Below are 14,149 nucleotides of genomic sequence, written 5' to 3' on the forward strand. Positions count from 1 at the left end.
TTGTGGGGAATCAGTTATCGCTTATGGCCAGCTTCTGGTGTGGTATTTTCAGTAGCACTTTCGTGCCTTTGGCCACACCCTGTTCATCAACAAGGTCTTCGATGTCGAAAAAAGTATCGGTCTGATTCGGGGAGCTTAGCAGCGCGAGTCGGTCGGCGGTAAGTTGCATTCCCAGCGATTTGCGGCTTCCGGCTGGTTTCATTTTCAGCGTTCCAGCCTGTTGCCGTCCCACACCGTCGTCGGTGATGATACAGTACAGCATGGATTCATCCAGTCGGAAGGCAATGTCGATGTTGCCCGGCCCGTCTTTATGCATTAACCCGTGCCAGATGGCGTTTTCGGCGAAGGGCTGTAACAGCAATGGCGGCACCCGAATCGTATTGGTATCAACGGTGTTAATAAACGTGATACTGAAGTTGAAGGCATTCTTGAAACGCAGCCGTTCGAGTTCGAGATAAAGCGTGAGCATTTCCAGTTCTTCAGCGAGGGTGATCAGCGACTGCTCCGAGTTTTCGAGCACCATCCGGATCAGGGTAGAGAACGTGGTTAAATAGTTAGAAGCCGCCATCCGGTCGTTGACCAGAATATATCGGTTGATCGAGTTGAGGCAGTTGAAAATAAAGTGAGGGTTCATCTGGGCGCGTAAAGCCTTTATCTCAAGTTGCTCAGCACGTCGACGCAGTTCATCTTGTTGATGCTGGTGTTCCAGCTGTTCCAGCTGCAACCGATCGTTTAGCTGTTGGGCTTCCAGGAGCGCATTCTGACGCGACAGCCGGATTGCCCGGTAGCCGATCAGGGCGAGTAGACTCACCACAACCAGGCCCACCACTAGCAGCCATTTCTCCAGCGACTCCTGTCTCAACTGCTGACTGATGATAATTTTCTCCTTATTAAGCAGTTCGATACGCGCCTGCTTCTGGTCAATGTCAATCTGGCCTTTAAATGAAAACAGGTTGGCTTTGAACTGATTAGTCAACAATGTTTCGCGCAGCGCACTGTATTCCATCAGGTATCGATACGCCTGCTTGGTCTCGCCGAGGTGGTCATAGCTTTTCCAGAGTAACTCACTCGCATCACGCAAACGCGGCCGTGCGCCGGTCTTTCGGGCCATCTCGTACAGTTCCTGAGCATACGGAACAGCCTGCTGATAATCATTCTTACCCTGATAGGCACTGGCTAGATACCCTAAATAGGCCATGATATTCTCTACACTATTCGAGATACGGGCTTTCGCTAAATCGGGTTTGAATAGCGCAATGGCTTTTTCGTATTGACCATCAACCAGGGCGAAATGGCCAATAGCCGTGCGGGTGCTCTGGCTTTGGGGAGCCAGTTTGATAGCCTTATCGAGGTAAAAATTGGCTGAGTCGGAGCGGTTCATGCGTTTAAACGACCTCGCTAAGCTAGCATACACAAAATCGGGCTCGAAGCCAGTTTTGAAGGCACGTTCGGCTAGATGCAGATGATCAACAGCCGCCTGGAAATCATTGACATTGTTATATAACAGGGCTAGATTAAAGTAGGACCATCCCAAAGCGAGCTTATCGCCCATCTTTAGCCGTTCAATATAACTCTGTTTGGCTTTGTCGAGCCCTGTTTCGTAATCGCCAATGGCACCATAGGCTAATCCTAGGAATGTGAGCGACTTGCCGGGATCGCCCCCCGGATACGTTCGGAGTAGGGGCAGCGATGCATTCAGGTACTTAATACTTTCCTGATAGTTAGCCATTTTTAGTAAATCATCGCCCAGATAACACATCGCCCAGCCTGCATGATAGGGGTCTCTGTGTCGCAGTTTGTCAATGGCTTGCCGAAGCAGTGGTTCGGCCTCCTGGTATTTACCGGCTCGCATCACTACGGTTCCTCTATTAAAGTCAGCCAGATCAATACCATCTGAATAACCGAGCGCTCTGGACAGACTGAGGGCCTGCTCCGCGAAATACCCGGCCGAATCGACATTGATCCACAAATAGTGCTCACTCAGTTGGTTGAGCACATCGGCCCGCTTGGTGCCGGTCAGCGAGGGCAACACCCGGCGCAGACTATCGGGATTCAACTCGCCAGCACTATAAGCAACAAATGGCAATAGCAGGAAAAGAAGAATAGAATGGCGTCTCATAGCAAATGGGGTTGATTGCTCACCAATAAATAGTCAGTACTAAAACCTCTTGACAACGAATGACTTAAAGTTACGTTTCAGAACATCGTGCCATAGCGTTGACAGCTACGACTGGTTCAATCGGTTGCTAAAATTACAATTATACAAGGCCCGTTGCTGACATTGTCGACAGGCTGTTTTTTTCAGCCTATAGAATGGCATTCGTCGGCGACGAACACGGTTTGTCGCCGACGGAGCCCGCAATTCATGGAGTCGGCTGGCATAAAACCAGTTGCTGCCGAGGATGCATTAACAACTCCGTAAGCCGTTCGTTGAGCTGGAGGTATGTTCGCTTTTTCATCGTTTTAAGGAAAATAAGGTTGGTGAAACAAGATGTTAGGAAATAGTCTTACTTGACAGTTATGAAGTGGTTATCGGTTTTGGCGACGTTGAGGAAGACGACACGCTTAGGTTCCGGTTGGGGATTATTCAGGGAAATTTCCTGGCTGACATGCGTATCGGCCGATTCCAGGTCAAAGATGTAATAGCCGGCCGCTAGCTCTTTCAGATCATAGTTACCCGCGAAGGTTCGGCTAGATTCGTACTGATCATACAGCACTTTGCCCTGGCTGTCGTAAAGGCGAATGTGTACGGCTCCCCGTCCCTGATGAACGAAGTTGATCCGCACCGATGAACTGTTGACAACCGGCCAGATGGCTGTTCGAAGGGATGGCTGGTTAGTTGTCCCCTCAACATAGTTCGTATTGATTTGAGCGTGTAAGCGGGTTGTAGCGAGTGTGGTGAAAATAAGGACGGCCAGCGCCAGGCGGAATGCAGAGATGTTATTGGTTTTCATGACATTAGTATGTTTAAAATATGATTGAAAGGGGCTACTTTCTGTAAGCCTGCTCCAAAGGTATAGCCCTTCAAACACCCTCTGCGAGCTTATTCGACCGGGGACACGGGCCAGTCGGCGGATAGCCCAAAACCGATTCTGAGTTCAATTCATCGGCGACAAATGACGTTTGCCGATACCGCTTCCTCAATGGGTCAGCTTTAGGTGGGCATAGTATAGACAGAAATGCTATCTTAGCTTGCCTGTTTCCTGGCAAAGAGCCCAAACTGAAAAACACAATGTCGCTACGTTGTTTGCTGGTGGACGACGAGCCGCCCGCGCTCGATGTGCTGGAGATGTACATCGAATCCATTGATGGACTAACGGTAGTTGCCCGCTGTGAAAATGCGCTGGAAGCCTTTCGGGTGTTACAGCAGCAACCCATTGACCTGATGTTTCTGGATATTACCATGCCCAAGATGCTGGGAACGGACTTCCTGCGTTCACTGCGGAATCCCCCGACGGTAATTATCACGACAGCGTACCGTGAATATGCCCTCGATGGCTTCGACCTGGATGTAGCGGATTACCTGCTCAAACCCATTCCGTTCGATCGGTTTCTGCGGGCGGTCAGTAAAGTCATGAAGACAAATGAAGAAGTGGCCGAACACCGACTCATCGAGCAAGAGCCCGTTAAAGAAACGATTCGCCCGGTCGGCGTAGACTCGTTGTTTTTTCGCGCCGACCGGAAGCTTATCAAAGTGCAGCCAGACGAGATTTTGTACGTCGAAAGCCTGAAAGATTATGTACGTATTATAACCCGTACGGCCAAACCCTTGCTGGTTAAGCAAACGATCAGTTCACTCGAAGCCCAGTTGCCTGCCAACCAGTTTGTGCGGATACATCGATCATTTATCGTGGCGGTTTCGGCGATCACCAGCTATACGCCCCGCCATGTCGAAATAGATGGCCAGGAACTACCCATCGGAAAACTCTATCAGAAGGATGTCGAGCGGACACTAGGTGTATCGAACAGGTAATGGTGTAGGGAGCCAACCTGATTTTGTTGGCCTTTATAAACGATTGCCGAACTTCTACCATTTGAGCTAATTCACTTTTTACTCATTCTCCGATTTTTATCTCACAAACCAAAGTATTCCTATTAATGATATGCCTGAGTTTATAAGACTATTTTCTCTCCTAAATGCCCACGTCAACAGCCCGACGTAAGTCGAGCGCAACTCTGGCCGAATGAGACTTCAAGATGCGTCCATCAGGCTAGTGGTAGTATGCTCGGATGCTGAACCATCGACCCTCCACAACAGGGGTATAAAGAGCATTCGTTAAGGTAATACAACAAGTTTGCCCACACTCTGATTACTGTCCATAAATTGATGTGCCGCTACGATTTGATCTAACGTAAACGTCTGGCTGATTGCCAATTTCACTTGGCCCGCTTCAACCTGACGGATGAAATCCTGGAAAACGGCTGTCGGGCTACTGATCTGGCCACTGTCGTAGGTAGTAAGTCGGACTGTAGGGGGAATAAATTCCATTGGAGCAAAAGCGGGAATCGTCCAGTTTTCCGCCAACATTCCACTCATGCAGCCCGTACCACCGGGTTTGAGGCAACTTAGCGAGTCATGCAGGGTAGACGTACCGACCAGTTCCAATACTTTATCGACGCCCTGCGGAAAAATGGCTCGAACCGATTCACTTAGCTTACCCGTATCGATCAACACATGGGAAGCTCCATTATCCCGTAATAAACTCTCTTTCTGTGGGTTTCGTGTAGTACTTAACACAGTTAGACCCGCCACGTTAGCCAATTGAGCGGCCAGCATGCCCACAGACGACGTCCCTCCTCGTATCAAAAGGCTTTCGCCGGGCTGAATGCCCAGAGCCGGATACAGCGAGCCATAAGCCGTCTGAAACATTTCAGGAATGGCGCCCAACACCTCCCAGGGCAACGTACTCTGAAATGAATGAAGCAACCGCTTAGGCAACACCGTGTACTCGGCATAACTCCCGTCGAAGTCACGCCCCATCCCTCCCATCAAGGCCATAACCGACTGCCCCCGTGCATACTCGCCAGAAGGGTCGTTTTCAACTTCACCAACGCACTCGATGCCCAGCACACGTGGAAATTGAACTCCGGGCGAAAAACCTTTACGCGTCATGAGCTCTGAGCGATTCAGGCCAAACGCTTTCACTTTGACCAGTACCTGACCATCGCCGGGAGTAGGCACCGGACGTTCTTCAAGAATAAATTCCTCCGGTGAACCGGGGCGATATATAACGGCGGCTTTCATAAGTTAATGAAGAAATAAGCAGGTTTAATTCAGCTTTGTTTATCCGAAAAACGGTTTGCTAAAGGATTCGTCTGCATAAAAAAGGCCCGCCCCCCCCTTTCGGATTGTGGCTACATACAAACGGGACAGCCCCTAAAACAAGTCATAGGATTGCGTATAGGGCGCTAACTTTCATTGTCAGACGAGTTAAATTGACAAGGCAAAGTTGTGGCAAGGAGGCTGGCTGCACCAATGAACTAACTTAAGAAATAGGCTTAAACTAGTTTAAGATTTAGGATTTTCGTTTAGGGCCGTGCCACGGTAGTTATGGTCCAGAATTAAACCGTGGCACGACGCTAAACGAAAATTCTACGTTTGTCAGGAAGCAATATTTTTCCTGATTTTGCTCAAAAATTCGGGGGTAATCCCCAGATAAGAAGCAATCTGCGTATTTGGAAGCCGCTGACTTAGCGTAGGATACTGCTCCAGAAAGGCCAGGTAACGTTCCTGTGCTGTCGAGCTGATGTTTTGCAACACCCGATTCTGTAACTCAACGTACTTGTCTTCAATAATGACTTTAAAAATCCGGTCGAGCTTCGGAATACTGTCGTAGAGGAAATATAGGTCTTTTTGTTCGATTTGTAACACTACAGAGGGTTCGATGGCTTCGATGAATAACTTGCTGGCTCTTCCAGAATGAAAGCTCCCAATATCAGCAATCCACTCATTCTCAGCAGCAAATTGAATTGTATGCTCAACACCTTTCTGATCAACGGCAAACATCCGCAAGCACCCTTCGACAACAAACGAATAGTGTTTACAAGGAAACCCTTCCTGCAAAATCGCTTGTCGGCGCCGTATCCGACGCTCCGTCACTCGCCCTTCTAGTAATTGTTTTTCGTTTTCGTCAAAAGGAAGAAAACGCTCAAAGTGGCTGATGAGTGGCTGAAGCAACAAGGGTTGGGTCATAAAGGGGCTTTAGCTCTAAACTAGCTACTAATTTAGGGCTAAAGACTTGCTCAACTGTCACTTTACCAGATTCGGCTCAGCTTTTTCTGCGCTCTCGACATGCAGATCGAGAGCGTCGCTATATTGGTAGGTATCCCAGGGCAAATCGACCTTAATAGCGCGTAATGGTAAATGTGGCTTTTCGTTGCGCGAGTGATGGCTTTCAGCGAAACGCCATTCTGCAAATCTTCTACCAATGCGAGTACCCCGTAAATCAACCATGAGCATCTCCCCTACTAATAATGATCCGGTTACTCTTCCGATCAAGAGCGTACGACTCTGCCCCTAATTTGGGCGTAATCGGCGCTAGTTGAATCGTGTAATTGGCAGAACTCACCTCTGTGCCAGCAGTGTATTTTCGGGCAAGAAGAGCCTTGGTCAGTTGCTTAACGGCATAGTTGCTTTGTGGAGACGGTTCTGTTTGCTGAATGAATACACGCAGCGCAACGCCGTTAAGCGTAAGGCAGATTAAGGAGCTTAATTTTCATGACCTGATATAGCGTGAACATCTACGTTCGTGCTATCCTACTTCTGTTTCGATTGCTGAGTCTTGACATATTGAGCCACATCGATAAAAGGCGCAACCCAGATATCCGCTGCGTTCTGCTTTAAGTAATGGATCAACTTGCTATGCTCGGCCAACGCGACATTTAGTGAATGGCCACCACCCACGCCATGAAACAGGAAAACCAGCAGCGAATTACTGGCCTGCGCCTTCTTAACCAACTCAATCATCTGCTCGCCCGACTGGCCATTGATACCGTAAGCACCGATATCGGCCAAATTGATTTCGGTGATTTTCTTCATCTCGCTTTTAGTGCCTCGCGCAGCTACAAAATCGCCTTCTACGGTTTTGTAATAATCAACATCACCAATTTTGGTATCGCCACACGGGTAGGCAAACGTGCGGGCGCTTTGCCCATCGAGCGTTTTGAGTAGGATGTTGGTCATCCTCATTTCATCCGTCATTCGCTGCACCGTATACTTGCTCAGATCATTGGCTGGCTTTACCCATTCGCGGCCGGGGGTATTGCCTATACACGGATGAAACAGGGTATGATTGGCTAACTCATGACCGTTAGTGGCCACCGATTTCCACCGAGTTATGTGGTTGGCAAAACCAGGGAAATAGCCCGACAAATAGAATGTGCCTTTCAGCCCGAATGAGTCCAGAACGGGAACAACATTGTCGAGGTGTACCAGCAACGCATCGTCGTAGGTAAGTGCTATGGCGCATTTCTTCCCGTTCCATTCGTTCTGGGCGTATAGTAGAACGGGCGAAAGAATCAATAAGGTTAGTAAGGCTAGTTTTCGCATAGTGGGTGTTAAAAAACAATCATTTTCTTATTGACGAAAGGCATTTATTGAACCGCGAGCCCTGTGAATTCACTGCTGTTACAAGCATCATTTCTTTGTTTTTACTGCTCATCAGTACCGACGACCGCGCATCTCCCCGAATCAATAAGCCACTTTCGACGGGACTTAGTGGTTTGAAATGACCTCGCCCATCACCTAACAACACAACGCCTACCAGTACATCTTCGCGGCCCATATAGACTTCGTTGGGGTGGAAATTTCCAATTAAAACGGCCTCTAAATGGCCATCGTTATTGAAATCATGTGGATTAGAAACGGGGTTCCGGCAATGGTCAACATCCCAGTTGACCATTGTTTCTGCAAATGAGGCCAACTAACCAGCGATTGAGCAAGCGCCCAAACACTACAAAAAAACGCACGGAGAAGAATTGTGGATAGAAATACGCGCTTACTCATGGAAGGAAGAGGTGTTGAATGATAAAGAGATCATATCCTTTTTCTACTAAGTACTAGCAATCAAAATGCCCGATACAACTAGTCAATCAGCGTTTATGATACACGACATATCTATATTAAAATAAGCGAATTCAGAGAACTATAGCTGTTATTTTAGGCTTCTTCTTATGAGAGTCACATCTCATTATTCTGTACCAATAATCTCATAAACGCTTTATTTATATGGCAACGATTGCTTTATATGGATTCGGCCGGATTGGACGGCAGTTTCTTCGCGTTGGTTTAGAAAATAAATTATTTGTTCCGGTTGCAATAGCCGACATTCGGGACGAGCCTACATTGGCAGCCCTATTTTCCGTAGATACGAACTACGGGCGCTGGCCGGAACCAGTTTCGGGAAGTGAAGGCAAGTTAGTCGTAGGCGACCGAACGATTCCATATATAAACTCATCGAAAGAAGTACCCGATTGGGCAGCACTGGGCGTTGACCTTGTCGTCGACTGTACAGGTCGGGCTACTACCCGCGCTGGCGCTCAAGTTCATATCGATCGGGGTGCTAAGTATGTGCTGATTAGTGCCCCCAGCAAATCACTGGCCGATTGCGATGCCGTACTGTTGAAAGGTATTAACCTGGATACGTTCGATCCGGCTAATCATCATATCGTTAGCATGGGTAGCTGTACCACCAATGCGCTGGCCTCTGTGGTGAAGGTTATTCTGGAAAACTTCGGTATCCAATACGGGCTGTTTTCAACCGTCCATTCGTACACCAATACCCAGTCTCTGACCGATCAGCCTATGAAAGACCGTCGCGATTCGTGGGCCGCTGCCGAAAATATCATTCCTTCGTCGTCGGGTGCCGCTCGGGCGTTGCAGTTCATCTGGAAAGACCTTAAGATAACCGGTAAAGCCTACCGCGTACCTACCCGAACTGGTAGCATTGCAGAGTTAAACCTGATTACCGAAAAAGATTGCACGGTACAGGAGGTGAACGATGCATTCCGCAAGGCAGCCAGCGAAGGCCCTCTGAAGGGTGTTATGGATGTTCTGGAAGGAGAATGGGCATCCTCACGAATTGTTGCCGATCCACACTCATCCATTATCGACTTACCGCTGACGGCCAAAGAAGGCAATCTCTTATCGGTAGCAGCCTGGTACGATAACGAGTGGGGCTTTTCGAATCGCCTGGCCGAAGTAGCCGCGTTCCTGGCCGAACGGATCTAACGAATAAATCAAATGATGCCATTGGGATAGGTTTACAAACCTGTCTCAATGGCATCATTTGATTAATCCAATAAGCCCGTACAGCTTATATAAAGCCTTCCCTACTCCAGCCCCGTTTTGTTGGGTAGCCAGAATGGTTTGGTTTTAATCTGCCGACTCTCCCAATGGAGTTCGTTTCGGAAATGCTTGTTTAGGGCGACACATAACCGCCCGTCGCCCCCTACGTATAGAATTCCTTTGCCCGATTTGTTGTTTAGTTGGGCATCCAGCTTTTCTATGACAGCTGAAGCTGGATTTTGTGACAACTGGTAAAAAGTAAATGGTTTTTCGCCAGTCAGATCGGGAAATAGATCGGACATGGTATCGCCATAGATGAAGCTGATAACGGGTTTTGATGGCTCCAGATGGCGATTGATCTCATACAAATGAGCCAGGGCCGAAGGGTCGCCAACAAATACATAATAATCGCCCGATTGATCGACGGTGAACTTGCCTTTCGGCCCACTAAAGTACAGCATATCGCCTAGCGCAATTTCGCGAACCCAACGGGCCCCAATCCCTGTCGAATATGTGCAAACAGCTAAATCCATACTAGCGTTGGCTGGGTCATACTGCCATACGGAATAGGTTCTGACTTTATCCTGCATGGACGTGCCTTTATCTAACCCAACCAGCACGCGTAGGTGCTCGCCCGGTGTATACGGCAAATTTTTCAAGTCATCCCCTTGAATTTTCAGGTGAAATGTATGTTCAGTAAGTTGTTGCTTATCGATCAAAACGGCTTTTCGAGAAAACCGTTTGACAAGATTATCCAGTACGCCCATTATGTGCAGCAGAAAATGATTCGACTACAAAGAAACAGGGTATAAAACCCGCAAAGAATGGCTTAACGAGGGCTTTTGGTGGACAAATCCCGGAATGATTGCCGAAACGAAATAGGCGTTTGCCCGGTAACCTTTCGAAAACTACGCGAAAAATAGTGCTGGTCGTCGAAGCCAAGCTGATGAGCCACTTCTTTCACCGTCTGCTGCGTATGGTACAACAGCCGTCGAGCTTCAAGCATCGTCTGATGTTGAATCCAGTAGGACACAGTGAAACCCGTTTTTCCCTGAACCGTATCGTTCAGGTGATTGACAGAGAGGTGAAGTGCCTGCGCATACTGCGCCGGACGTTTCCAGTGAACGAAATTCGTATTGAGTAACTGCCGAAAAGCCCCCGTAATCTCATCAGATCGACTTTCAACGGATTCAGGCAGGGTGTTATTCGGTTGATTGAGGTCGACAATGGCCGTAATCAGCGCGTTCAGTAGATAGCGAAACGTAAGCAACTGATGCGTTGTGTTACCATCGGAACGAAATTGACGCCAGATCAAATCGGTTAGTTCGTAAATCATGTTCAGTGCTCCCGCTTTCTGCTCCGAACTATTCGAAAAGTTAATCAACCTGGTTAAATGGCTCGTTTCCTGCGTAAGCAGGCCCGAATCAAATGAAATTACCCAGCCATCCATGTCCCGATGTTCCAGTAAACCATGCACTTGCTCTGGGTGGATCATACAGAATGAGGGACCGCTAAATGTATGTTCCTCGAAATCAATCAACTCCCGGCAGAAGCCGCTTTTCAGGACAAAAAGCATATACGTCTCATCGCGGTGGGCGTTGACCACATCGTGCTCCACATTATCGATCGACTCGCGCATCGATTTTATAAAAAAGCCAGCCTTTGCCTCTTTATGCTGATTGAAAACGGGAATAGTTTGTTTTTTTGCCAAAGTTTAAATGTGCGTTTGGATGTACTTGCATGTATTGCCGGGCAAACTATCTTTATTTATTGAATGCGAATTTGTTATTGTACTTAAAGGTAGCTACCAGATTAATTTAAGTCGGGAATAGAGCTGCCAGCGCACTTTTTTTGATTTTGCTAACAATTGGCTAAGTTTTTGTTTGAAAAGTAATATTAAGTTGTCAATATTGACTAAATGATTATTTTATGATTTTTGCAAAATAGGATATGTGGTAACGTTAAAGAGATAATACTAGTAATTATTTAACAAAATAGGCCAACTATTTCATTGTCATTTAAGAACTTGTACCCACGTAATCGTTATTGCTTTAAACGAATGGAAGCTTAAGAGGAAGGCATTCTGCCGCGTTTACCTGTGTCTATTTATAAACATGCCAATTCAAATCTTACTTATTGAAGATGACAGTCAGATACGGAAAAGTGTAGAAGAACTGCTGACCTCACAAGGGTTTCAGGTAACCACAGTAGCGGATGGCCGTGCAGGAATTGACCAAACGTTGCTTCAGGTACCTGATCTGATTTTGTGTAGCATGACGATGCCCGGCGTTGATGGATATCAGGTGCTCGAAGCAGTCCGTACCAATCGATTGACCTCTACCGTTCCGTTTATATTGCTCGCTACCCAAACGAACGTTGCCGATGTGCGTCGGGGCATGAATCAAGGGGCCGACGATTGTCTGACAAAACCATTCACTCACGATGACCTGCTACAAACGGTTAACAGCCGTTTAAAACGAGAGGCTTTGCGAAAAGGCGACCTCAAACTAGAGATAGATAAATATCGACATATATTAGCCTCCGTAACCGCTCACGAATATAATACAGCCCTTTCGGGTGTCATTGGATTTTCATCCTTGTTGATCGATGATTATCAGCAATTTAGCGACGACGAAGTCGTATCGATGGTTGGGATGATCAAGATAAGTGGCCTACGATTGAAACGATCACTGGATAATATTCAGCTAATGGATATGTTGCAGCATGTCGATTCTTCGCAAGCTAATTTTGATTATTTCTCTACAGAGAGCGCCCCCATCACAGAAAAGCTGGTCGACGACAGCGTGCAGGCTGTTGCGTATAGGCAGGATCGGGAGCTTAGCTATCAACTTCAAATAGAAAACGCTCAACTCCGGATTTCGGAGAAAAACCTGGGAATCTGTTTAAGTGAGTTAATCGATAATGCGTTTAAATTTTCTGCTTCGGGAAAGACAGTTTTGCTTACGGGTATCCATGAGGGGGACAATTATCGCTTAACGTTTACCAATAAAGGGCAACCTTTCAAAGCAGAGTACTGCGATCAAATTGCACCCTATAAACAATTCGACCGAAAGCAATACGAGCAGCAGGGATTTGGCCTGGGGCTGGCCATTGTCAAAAAGATTCTGGAACTGAACCAGGGACGACTAACGGTTGAAACCTCACCGGAGGGCGAAACAAGCGTAATTATCTGGATACCAAGAGTAATCAATGCAGAACCAGCTACAACGTAAAGGCTAACCTTGCGAAGCAAGATACCTCACTTCCATTGGGTTATATCAATCACATTAGGGCAAAAGTCGTACTCCTCAGGCTGGTTAGAGCCAATCAGTAGTAGTTGGGGTGATTGGTTCGAAGGGGCAATTAGTTGTTGAACCTGCTGCAGATACCAATCTGTACCCTGACGATCGAGGTTTGAGGTAGGCTCATCAAGAATGACAACTGGTGAATCAGAGAAAAACGCCAGCCCGAGCTTAACCCGCTGTTTCATCCCCGACGAAAAATACTTGATTTCTTTATGCCGGGCATGAGAAAGTAACAGTTGATCGGCAATAACAGCAGGCGTTAGACCAGCCTTGAACGGCTTAAAGGTCTGGTGAAACGTCAACAGTTCATCCAGGGTTAACTCCTCCACCAATTCCAGATAGGGGGCGGCTATACTTATGTGTCGAAACCAATCGTCGGGTTCAACAGTAGAGCCCTGAAGTTGGTACGTCAATTTCCCTTCTGTAATGGGTAGACTTCCTGCCAGCAGTTGAAGAAGCGTCGATTTTCCGCTACCGTTTGGTCCGATGAATGTGTAGCTTGTTCCGGCGGTGAGGGTTAGCTCAACACGCCGGAAAATCCACTCTTTCCGGTATTTCTTACCTAACTGCTCAGCAATTATTTTCATAATGGACAACAGAGAAAGTATACTGTAAAATGGATAATAAATAACGGGTAATGGCCCTTTTGGAATCATTACCCGTTATTCATTATCCATTTTACAGTCATTATTGCCTAGCTTTCAGCTCCTCCGTGAGAGGTCGGGCCTTTCATGATACCTCGTTCTGATGAACGAACGAAATTTACAATTTCATCGCGCTCGTCGGAGGCAGGTAATTCCAGTTCAATCTGAGCCAATGCGTCGGCATTGTTTAAACCGCGTAGATAGATATAGCGGTAGATTTCCTGGATCTGATTAATCTGTTCGTTCGTATAGCCCCGTCGGCGAATTCCTACCGAGTTAATCCCTGCGTAGGTTAACGGCTCGCGGGCGGCTTTTGAGAATGGGGGTACGTCTTTCCGAACCAGCGATCCACCCGAGATGAACGCATGCGCGCCGATACGGGTAAATTGTAAGACTGAACTTGAGCCACCAATAATTGCCCAGTTGCCCATGTGCACATGACCTGCCATTTGCACATTGTTAGTGATAATACAATTATTACCAATCCGGCAATCGTGCGCTACGTGCGCATAGGCCATAATCAGGCAATTCGAGCCGATTTGGGTTTTCCAGTGTTCTTCGGTTCCCCGGCTAATGGTAGCGTATTCCCGAATAGTTGTATTGTCGCCGATAAACGTCCGGGTGTATTCGTTATTAAACTTTAAATCCTGCGGAGTTGATGAAATAACAGCGCCAGGATAAATTTTACAGTTTCGTCCAATACGAGCACCTTCGTTAATAACCGCGTGTGAGCCAATCCATGTCCCCTCGCCAATCTCAACATCTTTATGAATAATGGCGAATGGTTCAATCACTACGTTCTGCGCAATTTTCGCTTCGGAGTGAATATATGCTAACGGTTGAATCATACTTCTTTGAATGATGAATTATGAATTATGAATGATGAACGAAAAGTACGGGCATGCGATTACGCC

Annotated in this window: 14 protein-coding genes; 3 read left to right on the forward strand and 11 right to left on the reverse strand. The window is 47.2% G+C overall.

From position 1 onward, the window contains the following. Positions 1-10: 10 nt before the first annotated feature. Positions 11-2,119, reverse strand: coding sequence for a tetratricopeptide repeat-containing sensor histidine kinase (locus H3H32_RS23815; RefSeq protein ID WP_182458099.1), 2,109 nt, complete (start codon positions 2,117-2,119; stop codon positions 11-13). Positions 2,120-2,507: 388 nt separating this feature from the next. Further along, positions 2,508-2,954 carry a T9SS type A sorting domain-containing protein gene (locus H3H32_RS23820; RefSeq protein WP_182458100.1) on the reverse strand — a complete coding sequence of 149 codons (447 nt, stop codon included), beginning with the start codon at positions 2,952-2,954 and terminating at the stop codon, positions 2,508-2,510. Between the two features lie 278 nt (positions 2,955-3,232). Between H3H32_RS23820 and H3H32_RS23825 the strand changes: the two genes are divergently transcribed. Next, the gene (locus tag H3H32_RS23825) at positions 3,233-3,973 is read left to right on the forward strand and encodes a LytR/AlgR family response regulator transcription factor (protein WP_182458101.1); all 741 of its coding nucleotides are present in this window, start codon (positions 3,233-3,235) and stop codon (positions 3,971-3,973) included. A gap of 303 nt (positions 3,974-4,276) precedes the next feature. Here the strand turns inward: H3H32_RS23825 and H3H32_RS23830 are convergent, their stop codons facing one another. The 5 genes from H3H32_RS23830 to H3H32_RS23850 form a co-directional block, all read right to left on the reverse strand. Continuing rightward, the gene (locus tag H3H32_RS23830) at positions 4,277-5,245 is read right to left on the reverse strand and encodes a zinc-binding alcohol dehydrogenase family protein (RefSeq protein ID WP_182458102.1); all 969 of its coding nucleotides are present in this window, start codon (positions 5,243-5,245) and stop codon (positions 4,277-4,279) included. 357 nt (positions 5,246-5,602) lie between these two features. Beyond that, positions 5,603-6,193, reverse strand: a complete 591-nt coding sequence (locus tag H3H32_RS23835) for a Crp/Fnr family transcriptional regulator (RefSeq protein ID WP_182458103.1) — start codon at positions 6,191-6,193, stop codon at positions 5,603-5,605. Positions 6,194-6,250: 57 nt separating this feature from the next. Next, positions 6,251-6,499 (reverse strand): hypothetical protein, encoded by a 249-nt coding sequence (locus H3H32_RS23840; protein WP_182458104.1) that lies wholly within the window; start codon positions 6,497-6,499, stop codon positions 6,251-6,253. Positions 6,500-6,757: 258 nt separating this feature from the next. Further along, the gene (locus H3H32_RS23845; RefSeq protein WP_182458105.1) at positions 6,758-7,549 is read right to left on the reverse strand and encodes a polysaccharide deacetylase family protein; all 792 of its coding nucleotides are present in this window, start codon (positions 7,547-7,549) and stop codon (positions 6,758-6,760) included. Positions 7,550-7,568: 19 nt separating this feature from the next. Beyond that, positions 7,569-7,901 carry a hypothetical protein gene (locus H3H32_RS23850; protein ID WP_182458106.1) on the reverse strand — a complete coding sequence of 111 codons (333 nt, stop codon included), beginning with the start codon at positions 7,899-7,901 and terminating at the stop codon, positions 7,569-7,571. A gap of 326 nt (positions 7,902-8,227) precedes the next feature. Between H3H32_RS23850 and H3H32_RS23855 the strand changes: the two genes are divergently transcribed. After that, entirely contained in the window at positions 8,228-9,229 is a 1,002-nt protein-coding gene (locus tag H3H32_RS23855) for a type I glyceraldehyde-3-phosphate dehydrogenase (protein ID WP_182458107.1), read from the forward strand. Positions 9,230-9,330: 101 nt separating this feature from the next. Here H3H32_RS23855 and H3H32_RS23860 read toward each other — a convergent pair whose 3' ends face one another. Together H3H32_RS23860 and H3H32_RS23865 are read right to left on the reverse strand one after the other, a co-directional pair. Further along, positions 9,331-10,053 carry a siderophore-interacting protein gene (locus H3H32_RS23860; RefSeq protein ID WP_182458108.1) on the reverse strand — a complete coding sequence of 241 codons (723 nt, stop codon included), beginning with the start codon at positions 10,051-10,053 and terminating at the stop codon, positions 9,331-9,333. Between the two features lie 62 nt (positions 10,054-10,115). Next, on the reverse strand, positions 10,116-10,997 hold the full coding sequence (locus tag H3H32_RS23865; protein ID WP_182458109.1) for a helix-turn-helix domain-containing protein: 882 nt from the start codon (positions 10,995-10,997) through the stop codon (positions 10,116-10,118). Positions 10,998-11,400: 403 nt separating this feature from the next. On the opposite strand from H3H32_RS23865, the gene H3H32_RS23870 reads away from it, so the two are divergent. Further along, a complete protein-coding gene (locus H3H32_RS23870) occupies positions 11,401-12,519 on the forward strand; it encodes a hybrid sensor histidine kinase/response regulator (protein ID WP_182458110.1) in 1,119 nt (372 codons plus the stop codon). Between the two features lie 26 nt (positions 12,520-12,545). Here H3H32_RS23870 and H3H32_RS23875 read toward each other — a convergent pair whose 3' ends face one another. After that, a complete protein-coding gene (locus tag H3H32_RS23875; RefSeq protein WP_182458111.1) occupies positions 12,546-13,178 on the reverse strand; it encodes an ABC transporter ATP-binding protein in 633 nt (210 codons plus the stop codon). Positions 13,179-13,285: 107 nt separating this feature from the next. Then, positions 13,286-14,083: an acyl-ACP--UDP-N-acetylglucosamine O-acyltransferase gene (gene lpxA, locus H3H32_RS23880; protein WP_182458112.1), complete on the reverse strand. Its 798-nt coding sequence runs from the start codon at positions 14,081-14,083 to the stop codon at positions 13,286-13,288. Between the last annotated feature and the right edge of the window lie 66 nt (positions 14,084-14,149).

Origin of the sequence: Spirosoma foliorum (assembly GCF_014117325.1) — a bacterium.
GTDB classification, from domain to species: Bacteria; Bacteroidota; Bacteroidia; order Cytophagales; family Spirosomataceae; genus Spirosoma; species Spirosoma foliorum.

Coding starts and splice junctions, on each gene's coding strand:
- H3H32_RS23850 (WP_182458106.1), bottom strand. CDS start 7,901: ATGGTCAACTGGGATGTTGACCATTGCCGGAACCCCGTTTCTAATCCA.
- H3H32_RS23870 (WP_182458110.1), top strand. CDS start 11,401: ATGCCAATTCAAATCTTACTTATTGAAGATGACAGTCAGATACGGAAA.
- H3H32_RS23855 (WP_182458107.1), top strand. CDS start 8,228: ATGGCAACGATTGCTTTATATGGATTCGGCCGGATTGGACGGCAGTTT.
- H3H32_RS23835 (WP_182458103.1), bottom strand. CDS start 6,193: ATGACCCAACCCTTGTTGCTTCAGCCACTCATCAGCCACTTTGAGCGT.
- H3H32_RS23845 (WP_182458105.1), bottom strand. CDS start 7,549: ATGCGAAAACTAGCCTTACTAACCTTATTGATTCTTTCGCCCGTTCTA.
- H3H32_RS23820 (WP_182458100.1), bottom strand. CDS start 2,954: ATGAAAACCAATAACATCTCTGCATTCCGCCTGGCGCTGGCCGTCCTT.
- H3H32_RS23825 (WP_182458101.1), top strand. CDS start 3,233: ATGTCGCTACGTTGTTTGCTGGTGGACGACGAGCCGCCCGCGCTCGAT.
- H3H32_RS23815 (WP_182458099.1), bottom strand. CDS start 2,119: ATGAGACGCCATTCTATTCTTCTTTTCCTGCTATTGCCATTTGTTGCT.
- H3H32_RS23875 (WP_182458111.1), bottom strand. CDS start 13,178: ATGAAAATAATTGCTGAGCAGTTAGGTAAGAAATACCGGAAAGAGTGG.
- H3H32_RS23830 (WP_182458102.1), bottom strand. CDS start 5,245: ATGAAAGCCGCCGTTATATATCGCCCCGGTTCACCGGAGGAATTTATT.
- H3H32_RS23860 (WP_182458108.1), bottom strand. CDS start 10,053: ATGGGCGTACTGGATAATCTTGTCAAACGGTTTTCTCGAAAAGCCGTT.
- lpxA (WP_182458112.1), bottom strand. CDS start 14,083: ATGATTCAACCGTTAGCATATATTCACTCCGAAGCGAAAATTGCGCAG.